The organism is Neobacillus sp. PS3-34, assembly GCF_030915465.1.
Taxonomy (GTDB): Bacteria; Bacillota; Bacilli; order Bacillales; family Cytobacillaceae; genus Neobacillus_A.
On sequence record NZ_CP133267.1, the window covers coordinates 3,932,244 to 3,958,180 of the forward strand.

Genomic DNA, 25,937 nt, shown 5'->3' on the forward strand with positions numbered 1-25,937 from the left:
AGACCAGTTGTAGATAGATAATATTGGAGAAAGAGGAGGAAATTAAGTATGTTTCGCACCATGATGAACGGCAAAATACATCGTGCCCAAGTGACAGAAGCGAATTTAAACTATGTAGGAAGCATTACGATAGATGAAAATCTTTTGGATGCGGTTGGTATGCTACCTAATGAAAAAGTGCAAATTGTTAATAATAATAATGGAGCACGACTTGAAACCTATATCATCCCTGGTGAAAGAGGAAGCGGTGTTGTCTGCTTGAATGGCGCTGCAGCCCGTCTTGTTCAGCCTGGGGATACGGTAATTATCATTTCCTATGTTATGGTTGCAGAAGAAAATGTGCGGGACCATAAGCCAAAGGTAGCGATAATGGGTGAAAATAACCAGATCAGTGAGCTTCTTCACGCAGAACCAGCCCATACCATTATGTAATCGCTTTTTATCTAATTAGCCTAATTGGATTCTGTACTTAAACGCCTAAAGGCTCGCCAATCGGCGGGCTTCTTTAATATTGATACAAAAAAACATTACAAAAGCTCATTTTCTTTTTCTTTTTTGCGTTTTTTATGATACCGTTGAATGACGAATGAATGAGGTGTTAAATGATGTTAAACAAATATGTTGTAATTGATTTAGAGACAACAGGCAATGTCCCTAAAAAGGGAGATAAAATCATTCAATTCGCGGCGGTTGTTATCGAAAACGGCATTATTAAGGAAAAGTATTCTTCTCTTGTAAATCCGAAAAAGAATATCCCGGCCTTTATCGAAGAACTCACGGGAATTAATAATAGCATGGTGAAGGATGCCCCCATTCTATCCGAAATTGCTCCTAAAATAACGGAATTATTGGAAGGCGCCTATTTCGTTGCGCACAATGTACTTTTTGATTTATCCTTCCTGCAGGAAGAATTACTAAATGCCGGATTTGAAGGCTTTTTTGGTCCAATTTTGGACACTGTGGAAATGGCCAGAATTTTATATCCTACCGCGGACGGTTACAAGCTTACAGATCTTGCAGATCAGGAGAACCTAGTTCATGACAGGCCCCATCAGGCTGACAGCGATGCATTGGTGACAGCAGAGCTTTTTCTTATTTTTATTAATAAGCTCTCCCTGCTGCCACTGAAAACTGTTCAACAGCTTGCACGTCTATCGGGAGGCTTGAAAAGCGATCTTGATCAGCTGTTGGGAGATATGATCCATGAGAGAAAAAACAGATGGGAGATCCTACCTGAGTCAGTTGAGATTTTTCATAACCTGGCATTAAAAAGATGTGGGACTGAATTTCCTTTGTTTGAAAACCATGAAAATCCACCCTATCCTGGCAGCCCACAAGAAAAAACTCAAATCATGCAGAAAGCTTTTTCGGCATTTGAAGTGAAAATGGGACAATTCGAGATGATGGATCACGTTTACAAAGCTTTTAATACAAATACACACGCACTCATCGAAGCGGGAACCGGGGTGGGGAAATCACTTGGCTACCTTTTGCCATCTGCTTTTTTTACCAGGCAAACGGGGCAGGCTGTCGTGATTAGCACCCATACTATACAGCTTCAAGAACAGCTGTTACATAAAGAAATCCCCCTTTTGAACAAAATTCTTCCTTTTAAAATTAAGGCAGTTCTTCTTAAAGGAAGAAGCCATTATGTTAGTCTGGAGAAATTCTCACAAACACTTAAAGAAGAAAACGATAACTATGATACCAATTTAACTAAAATGCAAATTCTTGTATGGCTGACTGAAACAGAGACAGGAGATCGGGATGAACTGAATTTATCAAGTGGAGGCCTGATTTACTGGAATAAAATTAAAGGGGATCAGCCTGCTTTTCTTACGGGACAGGAATGGCTTGAAAAGGATTTTTATCTGCGTGCAAAGGAAGCAGCTGGAAACGCGGATTTAATCATAACAAATCATGCTTTGCTCCTAAGTGATCTTGCGTATAAAGCATCCATTCTCCCTTCATTTGATTATGCAGTTATTGATGAAGCCACCATTTTGAAAAAGCAGCAGGAAGGTTTCTTGGGCATACTCTTGATTATTTAAGTGTCCGTCTACTTTTGACTCAGTTTGGTTTATATGAACAGCGCCAGCTTTTTTATAAGATGGAAAGGCTGTTTAATGCAGCTGTCGTTGAAAAAGGAATGCATATTACCACTGGCAAATTAAATGAAATGGTCTCAAATCTTTTTTACGAAATGGATGAATTTTTCAAAATTACAGCATTGGCTGCGAAAAAAAATGTGACAAAAAGGAACGAGAATTATAACAGGATTAAAACTCGTTTAATGTCTAGTGATACAGGGAAAGAATGGTTAGCTTTGGCTAACAGTGGCGAAAGATTGGCTTTTAGTTTAAAGGACTTAATCAATGCAATAAACAATAGGATGGAAGCTGTCAAAAAAGTGAAGAGCAGCCTTAACTCTGAACAGCTCAGTTTTATGGAGGAAGTTCATTCCTTAACGGGTGAACTGGAGGAATTAAGGTCAAGTATGTATGAATTGATTTTAAAAAGTACTTCGATGGTCAAATGGGTAGAAGTAGATCTTCGTTCCCCGCAAAATACAACAGCTATTTATGCGCAGCCTGCTTCCGCGGCCAATGAGTTAAGAGACCGGTTTTTCAATATGAAAAAAGGAGTAGTAGTTACTTCTGCCACATTGACGGTCAAGCAAAAATTCGATTATATTGTCAATGAATTAGGGCTGAACAAAAACAACACAGCCATTGTACAAATACCTTCTCCATTTCAATATAATCAGCAGGTGCAGCTGTTAATTCCTGATGATCTTCCTGATATTAAATCCGTCTCAACAGAAGATTATGTAACATCGATTACAGAGCATATTATATCAATAGCAGAAGCATCAAGAGGAAGAATGCTCGTTCTTTTTACAGCCCAGGAAATGCTGAAGAAGACGTATGAATTAATAAAGGAAAGCGGATTTTTAAGTGAATATGCAATCATCGCCCAGGGGATTACAAGTGGAAGCAGGTCAAGACTGACGCGCAATTTCAAAAGATATGAAAAGGCCATTTTGCTTGGCACAAGCAGCTTCTGGGAAGGAATAGACATCCCAGGGGAGGATTTATCATGTCTGGTTATTGTCCGTCTCCCCTTCAGCCCGCCTGATGACCCGTTAACGGAGGCTAAAGCGGAATTAATTAAACTGAGTGGGGGAAACCCTTTTTCGGAGTACTCGCTCCCAGAAGCGATTTTAAGATTCAAACAGGGATTTGGCCGCTTAATCAGAACCGAGCAGGATAGGGGAGTCATTGTTATTTTTGATAAAAGAATCACCACTGCGAATTATGGAAGGGACTTTTTACAATCTATTCCTCCCATACCGATTAAAACAGGAAATATTGATAAACTGGTGGAAAGAATTCTTTCCTGGTTATAATCCTGCTATAATGGGAGGATACAAAACAGCAGAGAAATTAGGAGGAAATGATATGGAAAGCAAGATAGAGGTGCTATCAACAGTAAAAATCCAGAATAGCCCTGATTTATATAAGGTTGTGGATGCTTTGAACCGTACACTTAAAGATAAAGATTTAATGTTTGGCCTTGCACTTGATCAGGAAGATAAAAATAAAGCGATATTTACTATTTATCGTACATAGGTGAAGTGAAATAAAGTGAAAAAGTGGATTGGTATACTTATAACAGTTCTTCTAATTATTGTCGGGATTATGGGGAAAATCTATTCTAATGCGGTAGAGCCAGTGAATGCCGCTGAAAAGAAAGCCATTGCGATCGCTGAAAAAAAAATTGATTTTAGCAGCGTGGATGATTTTCATTTGTATAACGGTCTTGAAACGATTTATGTTCTTGAGGGAAAGGACCAGAAGGGAAAAAATATTATCGTCTGGATACCTGAAAAAAGCCACAAAATCTTTGTACGGAAAGCTAAAAGCGGCCTGACAAAGGAAGAGGCAATCAAGTCGTTGAAGGAAAAGAAAAATCCTGAGAAAATCGTTGCTGTCCGTCTTGGAATGGAAAAAAATATTCCTTTTTGGGAAATTTACTACCTTTCCAGTGATCATTTAATAAACTATTATTGTGTTGATTTTAAAACTGGTGAAATGGTAAAAAGAATTGAAAACCTTTAATGAGGGGAAAAAAGATGCAATTTCAGCTTGCGAAAAGGGTGAAGGCTTTGACTCCTTCATCAACACTGGCAATTACCGCTAAAGCAAAGGAACTAAAAGAACAGGGAGAAAATATCATCGGCCTCGGTGCGGGCGAGCCTGATTTTAATACTCCTGGCCATATTTTAGAAGCAGCTGCAGATTCAATGAATGAAGGACAGACAAAATATACTCCTTCTGCAGCCTTCCGAAATTAAAAAAAGCAATTATTGAAAAGTTCAAACGCGACCAGGATATTACCTATTTGCCAAATGAAATCATTGTTACCAATGGAGCAAAACACGCTCTTTATACCCTTTTTCAAGTCTTGCTTGATGATGGAGATGAAGTCATCATTCCTATCCCTTACTGGGTTAGCTACCCAGAGCAAGTAAAGCTAGCAGGCGGTTTGCCGGTTTATGTAAAAGGAAAAGAAGAAAATGATTTTAAAATAACGCCTCGACAGCTAGCGGATGCTGTTTCAAATAAAACCAGGGCTGTCATTATCAATTCACCAAGCAATCCTACCGGCGTTCTTTATACAAAAGAGGAACTAGAAGAACTTGGTAAGGTATGTCTTGAAAAAAACCTCCTGATTATTTCGGATGAGATTTATGAAAAGCTGACATACGCTGGGGCTGAACATATTTCGATTGCACAGATTTCTGAAGAGTTGAAGCAGCAAACGATTATTATTAATGGTGTTTCTAAATCACATTCAATGACGGGTTGGAGGATCGGCTATGCTGCGGGCAATAAAGACGTCATTGTAGCGATGACGAATCTTGCCAGCCACAGCACCTCCAATCCCACTACTACAGCTCAGTATGCGGCAATTGCAGCATATAATGGCCCTCAGGAGCCTGTAGAGGAAATGAGAAAAGCGTTCGAAAACAGATTGGAAATCATATATGAAAAATTAATTTCAATTCCAGGCTTTAACTGTGTTAAACCACAGGGCGCTTTTTATCTTTTTCCAAATGTAAAAGAAGCAGCTGATAATTTAGGTTATAAGGATGTTGATTCTTTTGTGGAGGCTTTACTGACTGAAGCGAAAGTGGCTGTAATTCCAGGTTCAGGATTTGGTTCTCCCGACAATATCCGCCTTTCATATGCAACGTCATTAAATCAATTAGAAGAAGCGGTTGAAAGAATCAGGGTATTTGTAGAAAAAAATAATTAGTCCTAAAAAGTCTGTGTTTTAATCCTCTCATTTCAGTATGTAAAAGGAAGTCCGCTTTCGCGGACTTCTTGCTTTCATTTTAAAATCAATATGGCTGGCTAAACTTGTCATCTACTTAGCAATTGAAATCCATGTTATACTGAATAGGAGGTGTCATAAAGATGAAATCAAGTTTACTATCCTGGGTTGAAGAAGGAAATATTTCGATTCCTGCAGCATTATTGACGCATTACAAAAAAATGAATCTTAATGAATTTGAACTAGTGCTCTTATTGAATATTATTACTTTTGTAGAAAAAGGAAATGAATTTCCTACTCCTGTTGAGCTTTCATCACGCATGACCATATCCGAAACAGAGTGTACTAATATGCTAAGGAAGCTTATTCAAAGAGGCTATATAATTATAATGGAAGAGCACTCTTCTGAAGGTATCCGTTTTGAAAAATACTCCTTAAGGCCTTTATGGGAGAAATTAATTGATCATTTCTTAACTGACCAAAAAAGTGGACAAGCATTAAGCAAACAGTCAGAGGAAACTGACCTTTATACATGCTTCGAAAAAGAATTCGGACGTCCGTTATCCCCATTTGAATGTGAAACTCTAGGCATGTGGATGGATGATGATATGCATGAACCAATTATCATTAAAGCAGCTTTAAGGGAATCGGTCATGTCTGGAAAGCTAAATTTTAGATACATTGATCGTATTTTATTCGAATGGAAGAAAAATGGGATTAAAACAATCGAACAGGCTCGGAATCAGGGGAAAAAATTCCGCCAAAAACAACAGCAGGGCAGAACAGCCCCGGAAGAATTTCAACAGACCGTTCCTGTACCACTATATAATTGGCTTGAGCAGTGATCAAAGAGGAACGAGAGAGAGAATCTCTCGTGTTTTTTTTATTAAGCAAATTTTTTTTGATTGAAGGTGATCTGGATGTTAAATCAAACCCAAATTCGTTTTTGTTTAGATCAAATGGGGGAACTGTTTCCGGAGGCACATTGCGAATTGGTACATTCCAACCCATTTGAGCTTGTAATTGCGGTTGCGCTGTCTGCCCAATGTACTGATGCACTCGTTAATAAAGTAACTCCGTCGCTGTTCCAAAAATATAAAAAGCCTGAAGATTATTTGTCTGTAACTCTGGAAGAACTTCAACAGGACATAAGGTCCATCGGTCTTTTTAGAAATAAGGCTAAAAACATTCAAAACCTTTGCAGAATGTTGCTGGATGATTTTAATGGTCAGCTTCCTATGGACCGTGACGAGCTGACAAAGCTTCCTGGGGTAGGAAGGAAGACTGCCAATGTAGTCGTATCTGTGGCATTTGGCATACCAGCAATTGCGGTAGACACACATGTAGAAAGGGTCAGCAAACGTCTTGCTATCTGCCGTTGGAAGGATAGTGTATTAGAGGTAGAACATACTTTGATGAAGAAGGTGCCAAAAGAGGAGTGGTCCGTCACCCATCATCGAATGATTTTCTTTGGCCGCTATCACTGCAAGGCGCAAAACCCCCGCTGTGAAAGCTGCCCGATGCTGGAACTTTGCCGTGAAGGGAAGAAAAGAATGAAAGGTAAAGGAAGTCCCAATGATGGAGCTTGAAAATAAATTGACAGTGCCTGTTGAATTAGCAAATCCTTTCTTTTTTACCAATAAATTTAACTTTATCAGCTACCCGGTGCCTTCTTTTAATCTCAAGGATTTTTTTTTATATGAAGTCCATTTTTATCACGGAATCCCTTCCTACAGACCCTGGGACCATCCAGAAGAAACAGTTCCTTTAATTTTAGAGGAATGGGGCTCCCTAAAGGGAATAATTGAAGCTTCACATAAGAAAAGGGCACAAGAAGAAACTTTACCTTCAATGCGAAAAGGAATCGGGTTATTTTTACAATTATTATTTTGGTGTAACCGGAAACCTTCAGTTTTAACGAATCCAATACCGATTGCTGATTTACCCTATAGGCCAGTAAATGTATTAGAAAGAGTGAATTTCATTATGTCCCGGCCAAGCCTGTTTCACTCCTTTATACAATTAGGTGAATTAATGGCTGAACAGGAGAAACAATATGCATTAAGCATAATAAAAAAAGCGTCCAAGCTCTAAGTGAGCCTGGACGCTTTTTGTTCTTAATGACCTCCGCTACCGCCAGTACCAGTACCAGTGCCGGTACCAGTGCCGGTTCCAGTACCAGTACCAGTACCAGTACCAGTACCAGTACCAGTACCAGTACCAGTACCAGTACCAGTACCAGTACCAGTGCCAGTGCCAGTGCCGGTTCCAGTGCCGGTTCCAGTACCGGTTCCAGTTCCAGTGCCGGTTCCGGTTCCAGTACCAGTACCGCCAGTACCGCCAGTACCACCAGTACCACCAGTGCCACCAGTACCGCCAGTGCCACCAGTACCGCCAGTACCACCAGTGCCACCTTTACCGCCAGTGCCACCTTTTCCTCCGGTACCGCCTTTTCCTCCGGTACCGCCGCCGCCCTGGCCACTAGTTCCTCCAGGGTTCGTTGCAGGTGGCTGAGTACCACTGTTATCACCTTGATTATCTCCGTTATTGGTGCCGGTACCATCAGAAGCGCCGGGAATATCTACTGTGGCTGTAACAGGGTCACTCGTTTCTGATCCCTTTACTGCCACTATCGTAAATGTGTAGGTTGTTCCCGGGGAAGGATTTGACAGTCGCAATGAAGTATCTGTTGTTGTAACTTTCTGTTCTCCAGCATTCGTTGCTGCCACAACTTCAAATTTTATTCCTGTTTTATCTGCTGGATAGTCCCATGTTAAATCAATTCCATTTTGTGCTTCATCATAGTGGGCATCAGCATTAATCGGACCTTCTAGTTTTTCATATTTGTCAGAAACTTGCTTTGGTCCATGTCCTTTAATAGCGTACTCGTAAGAAACCTTATCCTCAGGAGTATATTCACTTGCAAGTTTTGCCGGCATTGACCCTTTTTCAATTCGAACTCTTGATACGCTCTTTGGCATGGTGAAGTCAGGAGTTTTTACATCATTAGACACATATTCCATAACATTTTTAAAGATATATTGGGCAATCTTCTGATCATCTCCCATATGAATTGGGGTTCCTCGATCACTATAACCAGTCCATACGGAAGCAGTATAATTGGTTGTATAACCAGTAAACCATGCATCTGGTACATCCTTGCTGTTCGTAATTCCGTATTTTTTTAAATCATCGTCTGTATAATTTGTTGTACCGGATTTTCCCGCGATAGGCAGCTGGAACCCTTGCTTTTGTACCTGTTCCATATTCAAGAACACTTTTTAACATGTCAGTTATCATAAAGGCTGTATAATCCTTCATTACAACCTTTGTTTCTGGCTTAGTATTAATTTCTGTTCCATCACGCAGCTCTATCTTTTTTACTGCGTATGGTTTTGTATAAAAGCCATTATTGCCAAACGCTGCATATGCTCCAGCCATTTGGAGAGGGGAAACACCAACCGTTTTCCCGCCAAAACCGCCAATCGCATATGATTCATAAATCTCTTTTAAGGGAACTCCAAGATTGATAGCAAATTCCTTTGCTCTCTCAAGGCCAACCTCTTGAAGAGTTTGTACTGCTGGTGTGTTCCGTGAAAGGGCAAGGCCTTTCTTATTGTCATAGCCCCCATGTATTTATTATCCCAGTTTCCAAATTTCTTTCCGCCAGTATAGGTAACTTCCTTATCGTTAATCATATGGTATGTTCCCCATTGAAGATATTCAATGGCTGGCCCATAATCAAGAATTGGCTTTATCGTTGACCCAGGCTGGCGCTGTATATCAGTTGCATAATTGAAGCCGCGTTTAACATTTATATTACGGCCGCCACCAATTGCCCTGATTTCACCAGTTTTTGTATCAAGCAAGGTAAGTCCTGCTTGAAATTTATCATCTGGATATTGAACAATATCATTACCATTTAGCACTTTTTCAACATAGGACTGTGCTTTTGGATCGAGCGTTGTATGAATTGTTAAACCGTCAGTATAAATGTCAAAATTTCCATTTTCCTTTACTTCATCAATAACTGTATCAATAAATGCATCGTATGGGCTATCATTTTTCACACGCTTTTCTTCAGGAACCAGACCTGTTTGAATCGGTGTGTTAATGGCTTCATCCATTTCTTGCTTTGTAATATATCCGTGTTGGTGCATTAAGGTCAGCACAATATTGCGCCTTTTTTCAGCAGCATCCGGATGGACAAATGGATTATAATTATTTGGGCTTTGTGGCATTCCTGCCAGCATTGCAGCTTGAGGAAGAGTTAAATCCTTCAAGCTTTTTCCAAAATACATTTTTGCAGCCGTTCCGACCCCATTAATATTCCCAGACATATAAATTTTGTTAACGTACATCTCGAGAATCTGATGTTTAGTATATTGCTGTTCAAGCTGATAGGCCAGCCACGCTTCCTGCACCTTTCTTTTAATCGTTTTTTGAGGTGTCAGGATTGAATTTTTGACCACTTGCTGTGTAATCGTACTGCCGCCTTCAGAACCGAAGCCATGGGTAATATTCGCCACGACAGCACCGCCGAGACGTATTACATCAATTCCATGGTGTTTATAAAAGCGGGCATCCTCAGTTGCAATAAAAGCATTTTCAACAACCTTGGGAATATCATCATAGGTAACATAATCCCTGCTGCCTACTGATCCAACCTCTGTCACAAGGTTTCCGTCTTTATCTAATATTTTAGAAGCAATCGGATCCTTCAATAATTTTTTATCAAGTTTAGGAGTACCTTGAACTAAATATGCAAAAGTACCAGCGCCAGCCATAATGCCGATAATACCCATCGCAATCAGGAATAGGAAAATTCTTTTTAGGAGTCCTGACCCTTTTTTATTGCTCTTTTGGGTACCGTTGGCATTTTGTCGTTTGCGGCGCTCCTCTCTTGATTGATACTTATCAGCCATGTAGTCTGTCATTCCTTTCTAACTTTCACTTTAACCAATTAAGAAAGCTTGTAAAGATCATTTATTACTTTAATATAGTCAATCCGCGGTTGAAATCCAAGCGGAATGCTGTAACCAGTTTGTTCTATTTCTTCCTTTGTAATTGACTTTCTTCCGCCTTCAGCCATTCTTTCCCAAAAAGTTAATAAATGCTTTGCCTCAAGTAGGAAAATTTGGTTTTGAGTACTGAAACAAAGTATAACAAAACAGATGCCCCCGTGGGCTATCACCGATTTCATATGATTAATCTGGTGTTCATGAATGTTTTTCATGGGGAAAGATGTTGAATTTTGAGTTTCTTTAGCCTCGAAATCAATGTATCTTCCTTTATAAACACCGTTATAGTCAGTGGTAGATGCTTGTTTAAAATAAGCTTCCTTAATAACAGCAGCACTTCTTTTTGGATAATCGACCTGTACTATTTGAACAGGTGTGGGCTTTTTATGAATGACTGCTATATTTCGTAAAAGGTAGTACTCATTTGTTTCGTTTAGATCCTCCTCGAGGGTCATGCCTCTTTTACTATATGTCCACTTTTTTTCTTTTTGCTTATTAGTGGCAGAAGCTTTTTCCTGTGGAATGTATTTTTTTCCATTGGGATAATGAAATTTCATTGATAAGCACCTCTCAAACTATTACTTATCATATCAAATCTTTACGCAATGGGGTGAATAAAAACTGATTGAATGCTCCATTCTATGCATGAGCGCACATTATTGAAGAGTCGATCAATCACTCCTCAAAATCCTGCCTATGTGATGGAAGGGAAGAGGAATATGAATCATCTTACAATACAGGAGCAAGTATTAATCCGTCAAATTCAAGAGGAGACAAAAAATAAAAACATCGATAATATCACTAGAACAAATGCATACTTTTTATACTTTAAAAAGAACCCTGAAATAGTTTGGTCCTTTCTAGCGAGTATGGTCTCAAGAAATGGCGGCTGGAATATGTGCGATTTAAAAGGATCGGTCTTTGTACAAATACTGGATCCGAATACTCGAAAGCAGCTTTTCCTGACATTTGAAAGGGCAAACTGGCTGATTTTCCATGATGTATATCCTCAATTGCTGCTCTACCAGTATTCGACGAGATTTAGCCGGCCATTGTTTCACCTCCTGCCATATTTTAATGTTTCTTCGTTTATTCAACAGGAGTGGCTCCGATTTTGGAATGAAAATGACTCCTTAAGAATATCTTCTGCACTGATCATTAATGAACAAAATGTTATACAAAAACCAATCATCGAACATCCGGTTTATAAGAGCAGGGTGTTTCGCTCTCTTATATTTTCCTTTCAGGATTGGTTTCATTTTAGCTGTGTCCTCTTTCCAACATGCGGAGGAGAACTATATGGTGCCAGTGTAAATGGATTTCGCAACCTGTCAAAGAGAATCAATCTTGGAAAGAGACTTATGAAAATCCTGCTGCATCCGCGGTTATTCCCTTATTTCCTTGAGTTTGCCGAAAGCACACCCCATACCGGATCAAGACATGATTTCGAAAGATATTTTAAAATGCCTGTTAATCGGGAGACTCCTTTTTTAAGAGCAGCTTTTCCCGTAATAGAGCATAACAGGCATGAATATGAGGATTGGAGCCTTAACAGCCCTAAAGCATATAAATGGCTTCATACCCCGGCAAAACACAGGCATCCCATTCATTTGACAGATTGGTACTTTCATAAAAGGAATCAAATGAAATTGATGCTTTACCTTCAAAAAGGTTTGCTGGATAAAAGGGTTTAAAAAAAAGCAAGGATACCCTTGCTTTTTTAAACCTATTTTAATTGCAATTCTGTTTAAATTAATACAAGAAAGGTACCTTTTTTCTAAATAGAACTGTGTCTAGCTCCAGCGCCTACCCCCTCGAGGTCGCTTCGGTCCTAACGATGAAGTCAAAGGACGACTTCACCTTTAGGCCCTCCAGCGCTTGTCGGGGGTGATCAAGGCGCTTCCACTTTTCTATTCTGCTGGGCGGTTTTCTCCCTTTAGTTTTTTATCACCGTATCCAGCCTTATTGCTTACCTGGCGGCTTGCTTGAGAATTGTTTTCCTTACCCTTTTTCTGCATATCGTAAACACCTCCCATAATTATTTTGCCCCACTTAAACGGTTTCATTCTTTTATAGCTTATGTCGAAAACGTAAAATTAATAGGCTCGAAATCCACTTTCTTTGCCGAAACGCTTCTAGTTTTGTCAGGAGAGAAGGAAGCAGAAAGAGAAGGGAGAATATTCGTTGTAGAATATGAAGGAGGTCGTACATATGAGTGAAACGATAACTCAAAAGGAACAGGTATTAATCATGCTTGCAGAAATATCCAATCAATTGGAAGAGTTGGAGTCAATTATAGAGTCATCGTTTACAGGTCTTCGAAAAGATGCGTACGAACATGAGGCAAGAAAATTAGAATTGCCGAAGGATAGGCTCTCCTTGCTGGAAAATAAAGAATACCGTGAAGCAAGGAAAAATGCAGGAGCCTTGAAACTTGAACTTGGTTTTTAAAAGAGTAAAATAAACTTATAACTCAAGTGGCTTTCTAAAATGAAGCTGCTTTTATTTTTTATTAGCAGGAGGGAATAAATGGATCATTCACTTCCTATGATGAGTGAAAAACTATTGTCATTTAATCATTTCATGCTGAAAAAGTATGAAGAAACAAAAGAAAGCGGAATGGAAGGGGATTTCTTTAATGAAGTAAAGCCTTTTGCCGATTCGGTAAAAGAAATCAATGATTCCTGGAGAGCGGCTGCATTGGACTGGATCGGCAGAGAGAGGCCAAAGAATTTGCATCCGAATCAAATTGATACTGTTCATGACCACATGGAACAGTTATCTGTCCAAGCATTTTATCCCCAGACGAGCAGAAAGAGGTTTCTTGATGCTTCTAAATCTATTGAATATGTACTCACGGTTTTATTAAATCATCTTAATAAATAGAAAGGGATGCACTACAGGCATCCCTTTTTTGCTTATTAATTTTCAGTTTCGAAGAGGGAGTCGTCTGGTGAATTGTCTATTACTTTTGCACCCTGGCTTTCAAGCTCCCGAACAACTTGACGGTATTCCTTGAAAGTAATCTCGTTATGGATGTAAGCTTTTTTGGCAAATACCATTAAATCAATTAGATCATCAGTTTTATAATCCCGATTTTGAACGAATTTAGTTTGAAGATCATGAATGTCCAAAACTTTCCCCTCCTTTATCTTTTTTTAACTGTATCACAGAATGAATTAATTTATTGTTTTTAAAATATTTAAACTTCCGACAATTTTCCCCAAAAAAAGACCCGGTCAAATTAACGGAAAATATTCACCTAAGAAGTCTTCTTATCATAAAGTGTAGGGATGATGTGCGGAGGAGATGTTTGCCCATGTTTGCAAAAAAGAAAAAAAATCCTGACTTCCGAAACGGATTCCCGGGGCAAATGCTGCATGGGGATCCGTATAATCAATTTCATGTTCCATGGAATTCAGCCAGGAATTATCCTTATCCGTCTGGCCAGTCCGGTTATCCTATATTTCAGCAGCAGGCAGTTTACAATAATCCATACCAGCATGGTTTTCCTCAAGGACCACAGTCCTACCAGCAGCATGGTCCAGGTCCAGAGAGTTATCCATATTCCCCCTACCACGGGCCTCAGAATGACGCACAGTTCATATTTCAAAATCCATTGCAGCCCCAAGAGGAAATGTATGGAAATCCTTATTTGCAACAAAATAGCTACCAGCAACCAAACCCATATATGAATGCCAATCCATATCCAAAGGGGAATGTTCTTCCTAAACAGCCTGGAGGAATGCAAAGCTTTATGAATTCCTTTAAATCTCAGGATGGATCTGTTGATTATAATAAAATGATGAATACCGCCGGTCAGATGATGAATGCAGTAAACCAGGTATCATCCCTTGTGAAAGGGTTTGGAGGCTTTTTCAAGGTTTAAAAAATCATAGAAAAAACAAGGCGGCCAACTCGGTCGCCTATTTATTATAATTTAGTTAAAATTCTTTCAATTCTATTACATATATGCTATTTTGGTAATTACCGGCAATTTTTTCTTGCGAAATTTCAACTGTATTTTTAAAAAGAGAAAATAAATAAAGGGGGAATTAAAATGATTCGAGTCCTGCAGCAATCTGTTATCATTTTCATACTTATTCTTTTTCTTGCTGCTCTTCCCGTTATCATTGGTATTAATCCGGCCACCCAATCAATCGAGTGGCATTTTGATATGCTTTCTCATATATTTGGGGAATTTATGCATGCACTGAGCCAAGGGAGTTTAGGTACATATACGTTGGGGGCTGAAACCAGGTTTATTGCAGATGATATTGGTGATAATTTTGTATCAAGCTTTTTAATTATCGCAGTGGGTGTCAATCTGGGTGTTTTGTTCAGTTTAATATTCGGTATTTTTGTTAGCAGGTTCCGGTTTACGAAAATTTTCAACTTGTTCTTGAATGTTCTCGCGACAATCCCGGATTTTATCATCATCATTTTATCATTAATCCTTGCAGTAAAAATTTATAAAGAAACAGGATTCAGGGTTGTATCGTTAAGGCGAGATGCGGGTCCGATCAATATCTGGTTTCCAATGGTCCTTGTTGGGCTTGCTCCGACATTATACTTGTTTAAATTGGTCGCTGTCCGTTATTACCAAATAAGCGGTGATGATTATATAAAAACAGCAGTAGCAAAAGGAATGAGATTGAATTACATAAACTTTCAACATGTATTTAAAAATGTTGAACCCTTTATTATAGCAGAACTTACCAAAGTCATTTCATTAGCGATAGGCAATCTGTTTATTGTTGAATATCTGATGAATGTTCCAGGCATTACTAAATTTATTTTTTTAAGTAATGAAGTCCAGCCTCTGGCGATTGGCTTATTTTCTCTGCTTATTATTTCTCTCCTAGTCTATATTTCTGTAAGGCTGGTACTTTATTTATTTAAACGGGGTTTTATCTATGAATAAGTTGTTGAGAATAAATTACTCTTTTTATATAGGCTTTTTTCTAGTCGCAGCCCTTTTGTTTTTTTCGATTTTCGGACCGATATTGGCGCCCCATTCGCTAACTGAAACACTGGAAACGCATTATTCAAATGGAAAGATCTTTGCACCTCCACTTGATCCATTTAAAACAAGTGAGTATCCTCTTGGAACGGACAGATGGGGCTATGACCTTTTATCCATGGTTCTAAATGGAATCAGATACACAGTGTTTATTTCAATTGCAGTTACCGTTTTAAAAATGGCAGTTGGCACACTGATTGGTATATACATTGGAACATTAAAGAAAGTACCTAGCTGGCTTGAGGCATTTGAAAATGCCTGGAGCTATGTACCGTTATTTATCATTCTTTACTTTTTTCTTCGTCCTATCAGCTTTAACAGTGTATTATCTCCTTCACAGCTAATTACATATTTTATTATTGTCACAGCAGCAATCAGCATACCAAGCATTATTTCTTCAGTTAGGCAAAAGTCAGCCGAACTGTCTAAATCGGTATTTATCGAAGCATCCAGAACTCTCGGAGCGGGAAGGAACAGAATCGTCTGGCTTCACATCTTTCCGCAAATGAAGGAATCGCTTTTAATAATGTTCGTTCTGGAAGTTGTTTATGTAATTACGATTATGGGACAGCTTGCTTTAATGAATATTTTTATTGGCGGGACAAAAATGTCCTTGGACCCGATTATTTATAATTCGATTACAAAGGAATTAGCAGGATTGGTTGGCCAGGCAAGGGGAAATGTTTATGGAACTTTCCATGTGCTTTTGGTTCCGCTTTTTGTTTTATTATTGACGACATCATCCTTCAGCCTGCTTGCCAATGGACTGAAAAATAGATTCCAGTCGAATTATCAGCGCACTCCATGGATTAAAACTGGTTTCGAACCGAAAATATTGCCAAAAAGAAAGCAATTAGGAAATGACACTAAAATTTGGAAACCAACTGGTGAGCGACTGGCTTTATTGACTTTAATTGTTGCTTTCGTGGCTTTCGGCAGTTATGTTTATGCGGAAAGGAACGCAAATGTTGGTGTGAAAAACTTTAGCCAGGCTGACTATTCCATAAATGTAAAAATGAATAAAGCAGGCGTCTTTCATTCAAAGGCAAATATTGATGTTAAAAACCTTTCCTCCAAGAGCTGGGATGACTTGGTTTTTTATTTCATCCCTAATGCCTTTAAGAAAGGACATAGATATAAAAATATTAAGGGCTTTTCAGAGGTTGAAATAAACAGTATTAAAGTAGATGGGAAAAAAGCAAATTTCACTTTGAAAAATGACACTCTAAAAGTCCAACTGAAAAAGAAAATGGAGAAACGCGACAGTAGTGTAGTTACAGTCGATTATTCGTTTACCATCCCTGAAGAGGGCAGCCGCTTTTCCAAAATAAAGGACCGGTATTACCTCGCACAATGGTATCCAATGCTAGCCACATTTGAGCATGGGAAATGGAATAAAGAGGATTATCTGGATGGACTGGAGACCTTTGTAACCGGCTGGTCTGATTTCAAAGTATCCTATTCGTTTCCAAAGGGATATTCCATTGCTTCCACCTCCGATCATGACCCTGGTTTAAAGAAAAATAAGGGGGAGTTCGAGGCAGATAATGTCCGGGAAGTATTTATTGCTGCATTTAAAGATATGAAGAAGTACGAGACAGAGTCAAACGGGGTAAAAATTCGCTTGTTCACAGAAGGTGACCATAATAAAGATCCTAAAAAGACATTGGAACTAGCGAAGAGCGCGCTTTCTTTTTATCGAGAAAAAATCGGAGAATATCCCCATAAGCAGCTTGATATTGTATTAGATAAAGGGCAAAATATGGAATATCCGGGAATCATAACTGTAGATCCATATGGTGATGATGATGCCTTCTTTATATTAGCAATAGTGCATGAAATTGCACATCAGTACTTTTATGGTGTTGTTGCCAATGATCAATACAATGAGGCGTGGCTTGATGAGGGCTTTACAGAGTTTGCCACTAACATGTATTTCTATGTTAAAGAAAAGCAGTCTGAATATGAGGCTCAGATACTTTCCTATAACAGGATGGATAGGGCTGAGCAGCAGGGATTAGGCAAGCAGTACTCCAATGTCCCACTGGATAAGAATCAGAGTACAGCTTATATATACGGCCAGCCAGCTATTCAATTATTCGATATGATTCAGGATAATTACACGCTGAAAGGCAAGGATCTCCGCACAGTCGATATGCAGTATCTCTCTGATTATTATAATCATTTTAAATATAAACAAGTTGACACTAAAGAGTTTTTGAAATTCACTATGAATTATTTCGAACTTCCTAGTGGCTATTTTACTGATTGGCTAGATGTGCAAAAAGCAAATCATTAATGCGTTTGTGTAGAAAAACGATAACAGGCAGATAATATCCTGCCTGTTATCGTTTTTTTTATTTAGGCTGTTTTCGTATACTTTGTTGCTATATAAGGAGTAGGTGATTTCCACTCCAGGATGCTCGCTTTCCGCGGGGCGGGCGGTGAGCCTCCTCGGCGCACAGCGCCTGTGGGGTCTCACCTGTCCCGCTTGCTCCCGCAGGAGTCTCGCACCTTCCGCTCCAATCAACTTCTTTTTCAACGATTTGCTTTTAAAAACCTATTTGCAAAACAACTTTCTTTTAGAAAACAGCATTTGTTTAAGAAACGAGTGTTATTCCTCAATATTGATTGTTTTCCCTTTTACCCGTGGAAGCCGAATTTGCAATAATCCATCACGGTATGATGCTTTAATATTCTTTTCATTTATTGGCTGAGGCAGAGCAATCGTACGAGAGGATTTCTGTCGGAATTGTTTTTTTCGATACGTTTGATTCACTTCGTCCTCCTCCAGAATCAATTCGCTTTGGTCCACCGATATGTTCAGATAGTTTCCTCGTATGTCAATTTGGATTTGCTCTTTTTTTACACCGGGGAGCTCCGCATTGATGATGATTTCTTTGGGACTTTCTAATGTTTCCACGTGAAATGAAGGTGTTGATGGGAAGGGGGTACGGAAAAAATCATCTATTGTTTGTAAAAATCCTTTTACGGGTTTTTCTTGAAAAAAATCATTCATTGTTTTCATTAAATCCCCAAAGGGCTCCGCTTTTGCCTTTTTACGGCCTTGAGGATCACCTGGAAGTTGGGAAGACATAGGCATACTCCTCACTTTCAATAAATTCACACCCAGTATATGAAGGGATTTTTCTGTTGGTGCATGTCACAAAATTGATTTAACTTTTTGAACGAATTTTGACAGCTTACAAAAGTGTGATGTAAATCACGCTTTTTAAAGGTTATGCTCGATATTCTGTTACAGGAGAAAAGATGGAAAGCGAGGAAAAATAATGTTTTGTTATCAATGTGAACAAACACCGTCCGGCGGATGTACAGTAGTAGGGGTATGTGGTAAGGATGAAACAATCGCCAGCCTTCAGGATACGATTATTTTTGGCTTAAAAGGAATTGCTGCTTATCGTACCCATGCAAATCAATTAGGATATACGGATCCATTTGTGGATGCAACCACTCATGAAGCGTTATATATGACTCTGACAAACTCCAATTTTAATGTGCAGGAACATATTGACATGGCGATGAAGGTTGGCCAATCAGCCGTCAAGGTCATGGAAATTCTCGATGATGCACAAACAACTCGTCTTGGGATTCCGGAGCCAATTCGTGTAAGCCAAAACAAGATTGAAGGAAAGTGTATCGTGGTAACAGGCCATAACTTGTTTGCGCTTGAAGAACTATTAAAGCAGACTGAGGGAAAGGGGATCAATATCTATACGCATTCAGAAATGCTTCCTGCGCACGGATATCCGGCATTAAAAAAATACGAACATTTAAAAGGGAATATTGGGAAGGCTTGGTATGATCAACGTCGTTTATTTGAAAAATTCCCTGGTGCCATTCTTGCAACAACGAACTGTGTAATGCCTATCAAAGGAACATATGCAGACAGAATGTTCTCCTATGAAGTAGCTGGACTTGAAAATGTACAAAAAATTGAAAATGATGATTTCAGCAGGTTAATTGAAAGGGCACTGGAGCTTCCTGAAGCAAATATTGAATCAGAGGAGACTCTATTGACCGGCTTTCACCATGAAACTGTTTTAGGCCTTGCGCCTGAAGTAATTGATGCGGTCAAAACAGGCAAAATCAAAAGATTCTTCGTTATTGCTGGATGTGATGCACCAGGAAAAGGTGGAGAGTATTACCGTGAGCTAGCTACTTCTTTGCCTCCAGAAACAGTTATTTTAACAACATCGTGCGGTAAATTCCGCTTTAACGATGTGGATTACGGATTTGTTCCTGGAACAGAAATTCCGCGTTATATCGATCTCGGACAATGTAATAACTCTGGTTCTACTGTAAAGATTGCCAAAGCTCTAGCTGATGCATTCGGATGTGAGATAAACCAGCTGCCTGTAAGTATTGTACTTTCCTGGTTTGAGCAAAAAGCAGTAGCCATTCTTTTGGCGGATTCAGCCTTGGCATAAAAGATATCCGAATTGGCCAAAGCCGCCTGAATTTATTTCAGGAGGAGTTTTACAAGTCTTGCAGGATACATTTAATTTACAATTAATTGGAACTGCTCAGGAAGATATGGAAGAAATGCTTCAATTATCTGTAAAATAAGAACACAAAAACGGCATCAGCATATTGCTAAGGCCGTTTTATTAGAGGATTTCTTCTAAAAGCCTCTCTGGCTCAAGAATCATATTGCCTTCGTCGTCTACTTCAATTAGTGCGTCCCTTTTCATTTTCGTAAGTGTCCTGCTAATCGTTTCCCTTGTGGTTCCGATCATATTGGCCAAATCACGATTTGTAAATTCGGCCTCAAGCAGGATTTTACCGTTTTTAAGGTTCTTTCCATTCTTTGTTCCAAGACGAACCAATAATTTTATAATCTGTTCATATGTGTTGTTTAAAATTTGTTCTTCAAGCCTGTTTTGTAAATCAACAATTTTTTCGCCTAATACCCGGAAAACCTTGATACAGAGTTCAGGATTCTCGATTAGTATTTTTTCAAATTGATGTATAGGAATAGCAATAAGTGTTGATCCTTCAAGGACCTCAGCAAATGCTGGATAGTCACCCTGGCGGAAAAAACCGACATGAGGAAACATTTCTCCCTGCTTCATGATCGCGACTATCTGCTCTCTCCCATTAATGTCGCTTTTATAAACCTTAATTCTTCCACTATAAATAAAATATACATTCTCGAGAGGATCGCCTTGAAGAAATACATGGCTGTTCTTTTTCCAATCTCTAGTTATAGATATTCCCACAATTTTATCCATTTCTTCACTATTCAATTCACGGAAGAGCGAAAACTCCGAAAGAACCCTTTTAATATCATCTTGTTTCATTTCATCACCTCTTAATGCATATAGAACGAACCAGTTAGACCATAAATGCGTCTGCAATAATCTTACTAACCATTATAGTTTAAAACTATTCACAAGGGGAACTTTAATGGAAGAAGTCTTTGACGAGAAGGTGAACAGATTGAAACAAGTTTTGTCAATTAATGAACAAGGTACAGGGGAAACAGTTGTTTTGATTCACGGTTTTTGCGGGAGTTCAGCATACTGGGAAAGAGTTCTCCCTGCATTAAGCAAAGAATGCCGGGTGTTGGCGGTTGATTTACGCGGACATGGAAAATCTCCTTTACCTAATGGGGAATTTTCAATCGAAGATATGGCAGAGGATGTGGCAAAAGTCTTAAACCAAGAAGAGGCAGGTAAAGTATTCCTGTTCGGACATTCTCTCGGAGGATATGTATCTTTGGCTTTTGCAGAGCGCTATCCTGATAAATTAAAGGGATATGGACTGATACATTCTACCTCATATCCTGATAGTAAAGAAGCGAAGGAAGGGCGCATTGCTGGAATACAGAAAAAAGAAAATGAAGGGATGGAAGCCTTTATCGGGCAGCTGGTTCCGAAGCTTTTTGCTGATCAATCACGAAGCGAACTAAAGGAAAGTATTGAAAGGGCTAAAGAAATAGGCTTACAAACAAATCAGCAAGGCGCAATCCAAGTCTTGAAAGCGATGAAAAATAGGCCTGACCGCACTCAAACTATGGAAAATCAAAGTATCCCTATTTTATTGGCAGCTGGAAAAGAAGATAAAGTAATACCTCCTGATAAAACTTTTTCAACGAGTGGCCGCATATTGACACCATCGTGCTTGAGAGGTCAGGACATATGAGTATGTATGAGGAACCAGAACAACTGGCAGAGGCTCTTCTGGCCTTCATCAAAAAATATTCAACAGACGAATGAACCTGCGATTTGTGGGTTTTTTCTTTTTGAAAGCCTGTTTCGCAGAGATTGTTATTTTCTGCACAAATTCTAATATTTAAAGTTAGTACCGAAATCCCCTGATGCGGACTCGAATGTCCTTAGTTTGATTATACCTGTCCGAATTAGCTACTAATTCGAATTCGAGCCCTTTGTTTTCACCCAAACTTGCCATGAGTAGCCTCTAAGTGGCACGAATTATTACAGAAGCAACAAAATTGATGAAAAGAGCCTTTCTAAAAGATTGTTGTTTTATAAATAGGTTTTTAAAAGCAAATCGTTGAAAAAGAAGTTGATTGGAACGGAAGGTGCGAAACTCCTGCGGGAGCAGCGGGACAGGTGAGACCCCACAGGCGCTGCGCGCCGAGGAGGCTCACCGCCCGCCCCGCGGAAAGCGAGCATCCTGGAGTGAAAATCAACTACTCCATAAATAGCAACAAATTATACAGAAAGCCTTTTTGGAAAAAAGTCCCTCCCTAAAAAAGATAAAAATGCGTTTATTTTTCTTTTGCCTCGAACGTTTATTCGCTAAAATGGAATTAATGAGGTGAAGCGATAATGAAGCTAAGAAAAAATCTCCAGGAAATCTTGGGAGACTTAAAAATAAATGATCAATTTAAAGAGAATATTGTTAGCTGGCGGACAATTGATGAAAAACCTGCAAATACTGTACCCCTTCCAGCTGATTTGCACGAGCAGCTAAAGGATGCACTGACAAAAAGGGGTATAGGCCAACTATATACCCATCAAAGGTCTGCATATGAATCTGTCATGAAAGGCCAGAGCATTGTTACGGTAACGCCAACCGCTTCTGGAAAAACGCTATGTTATAACCTTCCAGTTCTGCAGACTGTTCTATCTGATCCCGATGCGAGAGCACTATATATATTCCCAACTAAAGCTCTTGCGCAGGATCAAAAAAGCGAGATTAATGAAATTATCCAGGAAACTGGCATGGAGATAAACAGTTACACGTATGACGGGGATACCCCTGCGAATATCCGCCAAAAGGTAAGGAAAGCAGGGCATGTTGTCATTACAAATCCCGATATGCTTCATTCGGCAATTTTGCCCCATCATACAAAGTGGGTATCCTTGTTTGAGAACTTAAAGTATGTCGTCATTGATGAATTACACACATACAGAGGAATTTTTGGCAGCCACGTCGCAAATGTTATCCGCCGTTTAAAAAGAATTTGCCGTTATTATGGCAGCAATCCTGTTTTTATTTGCACCTCTGCAACCATTGCCAATCCTCTTGAACTTGCAGAGACTCTTACAGAAGGGTCCGTGTCGCTAATTGATAATAATGGTGCTCCAACAGGCAGGAAACACTTCCTCTTTTATAACCCGCCAGTTGTAAATAAACCATTAAATATCAGAAGGAGTGCGACACTTGAAGTCAGGAAACTTGCCGGTGAACTGTTGAAAAATAAGATACAGACTATTGTCTTTGCAAGAAGCAGGGTTAGGGTGGAAATTATTTTAACTTACCTGCAGGAGCTGGTTAAAAACCAGCTTGGTTCAAAATCAATCATGGGCTATCGGGGAGGTTATCTTCCTACCGAAAGAAGGAAGATTGAAGAGGTGTCCGATCAGGTGAAATTTATGGCGTTGTCAGCACGAACGCACTTGAGCTTGGAGTGGACATTGGCCAGCTTCAGGTATGCATCATGACAGGATATCCCGGAACCATTTCCAGTGCGTGGCAGCAAGCTGGCAGAGCAGGGAGAAGGCATGGAGAGTCGCTCGTCATCATGGTTGCAAGCTCCAGCCCGCTGGATCAATATATTATCCAAAATCCTGAATACTTTTTCAGCCAAAGTCCTGAAACAGCCCGAATAAATCCTGATAATCTAATCATTTTGATTGACCATATGAAATGTGCAGCCTACGAGCTTCCGTTCAAGGCAGGTGAGCAGTTCGGGACTGTAGGTACTGAGGATTTGCTGGAATATTTAACAGAAGAGCGGGTTCTTTATCAAAATGGTGATAAGTGGTACTGGATGAACGATTCCTTTCCTGCCCATAATATCAGCCTGAGGTCGGCATCGCAGGAGAATATTATAATTGTGGATCAAACGAATGTTGCGAACGTTAAAGTTATTGGGGAAATGGACCGTTTTTCGGCCATGACATTGCTGCACGAAGAAGCGATTTATTTGCACCAGGGCACTCAATTTCAAGTTGAAAAGCTTGATTGGGAGGAGAAGAAGGCTTTTGTCAGGGAAGTAGACGTTGATTATTTTACAGATGCGAACCTGGCTGTTCAGTTAAAGGTGCTCGAAGTTGATAAGCTTCAGGAACTCAGTCAAATGGAAATCGGCTACGGTGATGTCAGCGTCCGGGCAATGGCAACTATTTTTAAGAAAATAAAATTTGAAACACATGAAAATATCGGTTCACGCCAATCTTTCTTCCTGAAGAAGAGCTGCATACCAGTTCTGCGTGGATCTCATTGGACAGGCAATTTGCGGATATGGGCCATGAACGGCTGGAACAGGGTCTGGTCGGAACAGCCCATGCATTAAATCATATTGCTCCATTATTTGTTATGGCCGATCCCCAGGATATACATGTAGTGCCGCAGGTAAAGGCAGACCACAATGAGAAGCCGACTATTTTCTTTTATGACCGTTATCCTGGAGGAATAGACCTTAGCGAAAAAATTTACTCGGGGATGGTTCCCGTTTTTAAGGAAACACGAAAAATGGTAAGCGGCTGCCTCTGTGAAAGTGGATGTCCTTCCTGTGTGGGAACAGAGGCGTTAGGAGAAAAATCCAAAAAAGACACCTTGAAAATAATTGATTTCTTTTTGGAATCAGCAATTGCTTCCGGGAGGTAAAAAGATGTCATTGAAGAATAAACTAAATCGGCTAAAGCCACATCTTTCACCGCAAAAGGAGCAGGAGCCTTCTCCCCTCCGTGGGAAAGCCAAATATGCCGCAGCTGCCGGAAAATAATAATATTTCTTCAAAGGTGGAAATTCCTTATCTGGACCGTTGGGAAAGCGAAGGTGTAACTCCCTATTTTTTTGATGGGGATTATTGTTTGATTCGTGAAGTAAGGTATCCAATGGAACATTTCCATGGCCATTACCGTTTCAAGGATCTCTTTTCAGCTGTGGAGGCTTGGAACCATGCACCTTCAGTTCATCCATTGTCGGCTTATGGCCACAAGGCGGAGGATTTGTTTTTCTTTGATACTGAAACAACTGGCCTTGGCGGGGGAACAGGAAATACCATTTTTCTTCTTGGCTATGCAAGAGTAGATGGAGATGAACTTGTTTTACGCCAGCATATTTTGCCGAATCCAGGGGCGGAGGTGCCCTTGTATCAGAGTTTTTTGGAAAAGGTGGATTATAAAACGCTTGTAACCTATAACGGAAAGTCATTTGACTGGCCACAGGTAAAGACGAGACATACCCTTATCAGAGAACACGTTCCTAAGCTCCCTTCCTTCGGTCATTTCGATTTATACCATGCTTCAAGAAGACTGTGGAAGCATAAATTAGAGCGTATGAAATTGTCCATAGTTGAAAAAGAGGTTTTAGGGGTGGAAAGGATAGATGATATCCCTGGTTTTCTTGCCCCGATGATTTATTTTGACTTTATCGAAAGTAAGCTGCCTGAAGGAATGCTAGGGATTTTAAAACATAATGAAATAGATATTCTTTCCCTCGTCAGCTTGTATACCCATTTAACCTTCCAGCTTTGCAGTCTTGACCAGAATCAAACAAGAGAGGAATCCTTTGAAGTAGGCAGATGGTTTGCTTCATTAGGAGAGAAGGCAGAAGCCGAAAAGTTATTTGACACGCTGGCTGAGGGGACTGATGATACCTCTCTCCAGGCAAAGCAGGCACTCGCATTCTCGAAAAAAAGGAGCGGAATTGGAAGAGAGCCTTGGAATTGTTTGTTGAGACAGCAGAATCCGGCAGTTCCTATCTGTGCATGGAGGCATCCATTGAAGCTGCAAAGATTTATGAACATAAAGAAAAAAAAATAAACAAAGCGATTGAATATACGAGTAAGGCTTTGGAAATTTATGAATCGAAGAAAAGTGACAACCAGGATTTCTATTCTGATGTTCTCAAAAGACGGGACAGGCTTGATCGAAAAAGCAAGAAAATTCGTGGGTAATCTCAGTTTTTGGACGAAAAAATGAGATTAATAGCAATTTTCAGCAAGATAATAAGTTTTGTAACAAAATTTTAATAATTTTTCTTCAAAATTCCAGTATTTCCGTGTTGTTAATCGAAGAATCACAATGTAAAATGTTAAATTGTACGGTTTCAAA

Annotated in this window: 20 protein-coding genes and 5 pseudogenes; 19 read left to right on the forward strand and 6 right to left on the reverse strand. The window is 39.6% G+C overall.

Going from position 1 to position 25,937, the window contains the following annotated elements; translation table 11 throughout:
* The first annotated feature begins 48 nt into the window (after positions 1 to 48).
* From panD to RCG23_RS20590, 9 genes and pseudogenes are all read left to right on the forward strand, one after another.
* Positions 49 to 432, forward strand: coding sequence for an aspartate 1-decarboxylase (gene panD / locus RCG23_RS20550; RefSeq protein ID WP_308177160.1), 384 nt, complete (start codon positions 49 to 51; stop codon positions 430 to 432).
* 170 nt (positions 433 to 602) lie between these two features.
* A complete protein-coding gene (locus RCG23_RS20555; protein ID WP_308177161.1) occupies positions 603 to 2,051 on the forward strand; it encodes an exonuclease domain-containing protein in 1,449 nt (482 codons plus the stop codon).
* 14 nt (positions 2,052 to 2,065) lie between these two features.
* Entirely contained in the window at positions 2,066 to 3,409 is a 1,344-nt protein-coding gene (locus tag RCG23_RS20560) for a helicase C-terminal domain-containing protein (protein WP_308177162.1), read from the forward strand.
* Positions 3,410 to 3,461: 52 nt separating this feature from the next.
* Complete coding sequence (locus RCG23_RS20565) at positions 3,462 to 3,632, forward strand: YpmA family protein (protein WP_308177163.1); 171 nt, start codon at positions 3,462 to 3,464, stop codon at positions 3,630 to 3,632.
* A gap of 15 nt (positions 3,633 to 3,647) precedes the next feature.
* Positions 3,648 to 4,121 (forward strand): cell wall elongation regulator TseB-like domain-containing protein, encoded by a 474-nt coding sequence (locus RCG23_RS20570; RefSeq protein WP_308177164.1) that lies wholly within the window; start codon positions 3,648 to 3,650, stop codon positions 4,119 to 4,121.
* Positions 4,122 to 4,135: 14 nt separating this feature from the next.
* A pseudogene (locus tag RCG23_RS20575) lies at positions 4,136 to 5,322 on the forward strand (pyridoxal phosphate-dependent aminotransferase).
* Between the two features lie 161 nt (positions 5,323 to 5,483).
* Positions 5,484 to 6,185 carry a DnaD domain-containing protein gene (locus RCG23_RS20580; protein WP_308177165.1) on the forward strand — a complete coding sequence of 234 codons (702 nt, stop codon included), beginning with the start codon at positions 5,484 to 5,486 and terminating at the stop codon, positions 6,183 to 6,185.
* Between the two features lie 75 nt (positions 6,186 to 6,260).
* Positions 6,261 to 6,929 (forward strand): endonuclease III, encoded by a 669-nt coding sequence (nth, locus tag RCG23_RS20585; RefSeq protein WP_308177166.1) that lies wholly within the window; start codon positions 6,261 to 6,263, stop codon positions 6,927 to 6,929.
* On the forward strand, positions 6,916 to 7,434 hold the full coding sequence (locus RCG23_RS20590; RefSeq protein WP_308177167.1) for a YpoC family protein: 519 nt from the start codon (positions 6,916 to 6,918) through the stop codon (positions 7,432 to 7,434). The genes nth and RCG23_RS20590 overlap by 14 nt, the downstream gene beginning before the upstream one ends.
* A gap of 23 nt (positions 7,435 to 7,457) precedes the next feature.
* Here the strand turns inward: RCG23_RS20590 and RCG23_RS20595 are convergent, their stop codons facing one another.
* The 3 genes and pseudogenes from RCG23_RS20595 to recU form a co-directional block, all read right to left on the reverse strand.
* A complete protein-coding gene (locus RCG23_RS20595; RefSeq protein WP_308177168.1) occupies positions 7,458 to 8,606 on the reverse strand; it encodes a fibronectin type III domain-containing protein in 1,149 nt (382 codons plus the stop codon).
* Positions 8,530 to 10,277, reverse strand: a pseudogene (locus tag RCG23_RS20605) (transglycosylase domain-containing protein). The gene RCG23_RS20595 and the pseudogene RCG23_RS20605 overlap by 77 nt, the downstream one beginning before the upstream one ends.
* A gap of 26 nt (positions 10,278 to 10,303) precedes the next feature.
* The gene (gene recU / locus RCG23_RS20610; RefSeq protein ID WP_308177169.1) at positions 10,304 to 10,918 is read right to left on the reverse strand and encodes a Holliday junction resolvase RecU; all 615 of its coding nucleotides are present in this window, start codon (positions 10,916 to 10,918) and stop codon (positions 10,304 to 10,306) included.
* A 162-nt stretch (positions 10,919 to 11,080) separates the two neighbouring features.
* Here recU and RCG23_RS20615 point away from each other — a divergent pair, with 162 nt between their 5' ends.
* The 3 genes from RCG23_RS20615 (at position 11,081) to RCG23_RS20625 (ending at position 13,247) form a co-directional block, all read left to right on the forward strand.
* A complete protein-coding gene (locus tag RCG23_RS20615; protein ID WP_308177170.1) occupies positions 11,081 to 12,055 on the forward strand; it encodes a DUF2515 domain-containing protein in 975 nt (324 codons plus the stop codon).
* 517 nt (positions 12,056 to 12,572) lie between these two features.
* Positions 12,573 to 12,812 carry a hypothetical protein gene (locus RCG23_RS20620; protein WP_308177171.1) on the forward strand — a complete coding sequence of 80 codons (240 nt, stop codon included), beginning with the start codon at positions 12,573 to 12,575 and terminating at the stop codon, positions 12,810 to 12,812.
* A gap of 78 nt (positions 12,813 to 12,890) precedes the next feature.
* Entirely contained in the window at positions 12,891 to 13,247 is a 357-nt protein-coding gene (locus tag RCG23_RS20625; protein ID WP_308177172.1) for a YppE family protein, read from the forward strand.
* Between the two features lie 35 nt (positions 13,248 to 13,282).
* On the opposite strand, the gene yppF is transcribed toward RCG23_RS20625, so the two are convergent.
* A complete protein-coding gene (gene yppF, locus RCG23_RS20630; protein WP_308177173.1) occupies positions 13,283 to 13,495 on the reverse strand; it encodes a YppF family protein in 213 nt (70 codons plus the stop codon).
* Positions 13,496 to 13,680: 185 nt separating this feature from the next.
* Between yppF and RCG23_RS20635 the strand changes: the two genes are divergently transcribed.
* The 3 genes from RCG23_RS20635 (at position 13,681) to RCG23_RS20645 (ending at position 17,683) form a co-directional block, all read left to right on the forward strand.
* Positions 13,681 to 14,250 carry a YppG family protein gene (locus RCG23_RS20635; RefSeq protein WP_308177174.1) on the forward strand — a complete coding sequence of 190 codons (570 nt, stop codon included), beginning with the start codon at positions 13,681 to 13,683 and terminating at the stop codon, positions 14,248 to 14,250.
* 171 nt (positions 14,251 to 14,421) lie between these two features.
* Entirely contained in the window at positions 14,422 to 15,285 is an 864-nt protein-coding gene (locus RCG23_RS20640; RefSeq protein ID WP_308177175.1) for an ABC transporter permease subunit, read from the forward strand.
* Entirely contained in the window at positions 15,278 to 17,683 is a 2,406-nt protein-coding gene (locus RCG23_RS20645) for an ABC transporter permease subunit (protein ID WP_308177176.1), read from the forward strand. The genes RCG23_RS20640 and RCG23_RS20645 overlap by 8 nt, the downstream gene beginning before the upstream one ends.
* A gap of 315 nt (positions 17,684 to 17,998) precedes the next feature.
* Here the strand turns inward: RCG23_RS20645 and RCG23_RS20650 are convergent, their stop codons facing one another.
* Positions 17,999 to 18,481: an Hsp20/alpha crystallin family protein gene (locus RCG23_RS20650; protein ID WP_308177177.1), complete on the reverse strand. Its 483-nt coding sequence runs from the start codon at positions 18,479 to 18,481 to the stop codon at positions 17,999 to 18,001.
* Positions 18,482 to 18,674: 193 nt separating this feature from the next.
* On the opposite strand from RCG23_RS20650, the pseudogene hcp reads away from it, so the two are divergent.
* Positions 18,675 to 19,971, forward strand: a pseudogene (gene hcp / locus RCG23_RS20655) (hydroxylamine reductase).
* 41 nt (positions 19,972 to 20,012) lie between these two features.
* Here the strand turns inward: hcp and RCG23_RS20660 are convergent.
* The gene (locus tag RCG23_RS20660; RefSeq protein WP_308177178.1) at positions 20,013 to 20,705 is read right to left on the reverse strand and encodes a Crp/Fnr family transcriptional regulator; all 693 of its coding nucleotides are present in this window, start codon (positions 20,703 to 20,705) and stop codon (positions 20,013 to 20,015) included.
* A gap of 106 nt (positions 20,706 to 20,811) precedes the next feature.
* Here RCG23_RS20660 and RCG23_RS20665 point away from each other — a divergent pair, with 106 nt between their 5' ends.
* The 3 genes and pseudogenes from RCG23_RS20665 (at position 20,812) to RCG23_RS20675 (ending at position 25,780) form a co-directional block, all read left to right on the forward strand.
* The gene (locus RCG23_RS20665) at positions 20,812 to 21,549 is read left to right on the forward strand and encodes an alpha/beta fold hydrolase (protein ID WP_308177179.1); all 738 of its coding nucleotides are present in this window, start codon (positions 20,812 to 20,814) and stop codon (positions 21,547 to 21,549) included.
* A 650-nt stretch (positions 21,550 to 22,199) separates the two neighbouring features.
* A pseudogene (locus RCG23_RS20670) lies at positions 22,200 to 24,486 on the forward strand (DEAD/DEAH box helicase).
* Between the two features lie 4 nt (positions 24,487 to 24,490).
* A pseudogene (locus RCG23_RS20675) lies at positions 24,491 to 25,780 on the forward strand (ribonuclease H-like domain-containing protein).
* The last annotated feature ends 157 nt before the right edge of the window (positions 25,781 to 25,937 follow it).

What these genes read in the sequence shown, in the direction of transcription:
- panD (WP_308177160.1), top strand. Translation starts at nt 49, where the DNA reads ATGTTTCGCACCATGATGAACGGCAAAATACATCGTGCCCAAGTGACA.
- RCG23_RS20555 (WP_308177161.1), top strand. Translation starts at nt 603, where the DNA reads ATGATGTTAAACAAATATGTTGTAATTGATTTAGAGACAACAGGCAAT.
- RCG23_RS20565 (WP_308177163.1), top strand. Translation starts at nt 3,462, where the DNA reads ATGGAAAGCAAGATAGAGGTGCTATCAACAGTAAAAATCCAGAATAGC.
- RCG23_RS20580 (WP_308177165.1), top strand. Translation starts at nt 5,484, where the DNA reads ATGAAATCAAGTTTACTATCCTGGGTTGAAGAAGGAAATATTTCGATT.
- nth (WP_308177166.1), top strand. Translation starts at nt 6,261, where the DNA reads ATGTTAAATCAAACCCAAATTCGTTTTTGTTTAGATCAAATGGGGGAA.
- RCG23_RS20590 (WP_308177167.1), top strand. Translation starts at nt 6,916, where the DNA reads ATGATGGAGCTTGAAAATAAATTGACAGTGCCTGTTGAATTAGCAAAT.
- RCG23_RS20595 (WP_308177168.1), bottom strand. Translation starts at nt 8,606, where the DNA reads ATGGAACAGGTACAAAAGCAAGGGTTCCAGCTGCCTATCGCGGGAAAA.
- recU (WP_308177169.1), bottom strand. Translation starts at nt 10,918, where the DNA reads ATGAAATTTCATTATCCCAATGGAAAAAAATACATTCCACAGGAAAAA.
- RCG23_RS20615 (WP_308177170.1), top strand. Translation starts at nt 11,081, where the DNA reads ATGAATCATCTTACAATACAGGAGCAAGTATTAATCCGTCAAATTCAA.
- RCG23_RS20620 (WP_308177171.1), top strand. Translation starts at nt 12,573, where the DNA reads ATGAGTGAAACGATAACTCAAAAGGAACAGGTATTAATCATGCTTGCA.
- RCG23_RS20625 (WP_308177172.1), top strand. Translation starts at nt 12,891, where the DNA reads ATGGATCATTCACTTCCTATGATGAGTGAAAAACTATTGTCATTTAAT.
- RCG23_RS20635 (WP_308177174.1), top strand. Translation starts at nt 13,681, where the DNA reads ATGTTTGCAAAAAAGAAAAAAAATCCTGACTTCCGAAACGGATTCCCG.
- RCG23_RS20640 (WP_308177175.1), top strand. Translation starts at nt 14,422, where the DNA reads ATGATTCGAGTCCTGCAGCAATCTGTTATCATTTTCATACTTATTCTT.
- RCG23_RS20645 (WP_308177176.1), top strand. Translation starts at nt 15,278, where the DNA reads ATGAATAAGTTGTTGAGAATAAATTACTCTTTTTATATAGGCTTTTTT.
- RCG23_RS20650 (WP_308177177.1), bottom strand. Translation starts at nt 18,481, where the DNA reads ATGTCTTCCCAACTTCCAGGTGATCCTCAAGGCCGTAAAAAGGCAAAA.
- RCG23_RS20660 (WP_308177178.1), bottom strand. Translation starts at nt 20,705, where the DNA reads ATGAAACAAGATGATATTAAAAGGGTTCTTTCGGAGTTTTCGCTCTTC.
- RCG23_RS20665 (WP_308177179.1), top strand. Translation starts at nt 20,812, where the DNA reads ATGGAAGAAGTCTTTGACGAGAAGGTGAACAGATTGAAACAAGTTTTG.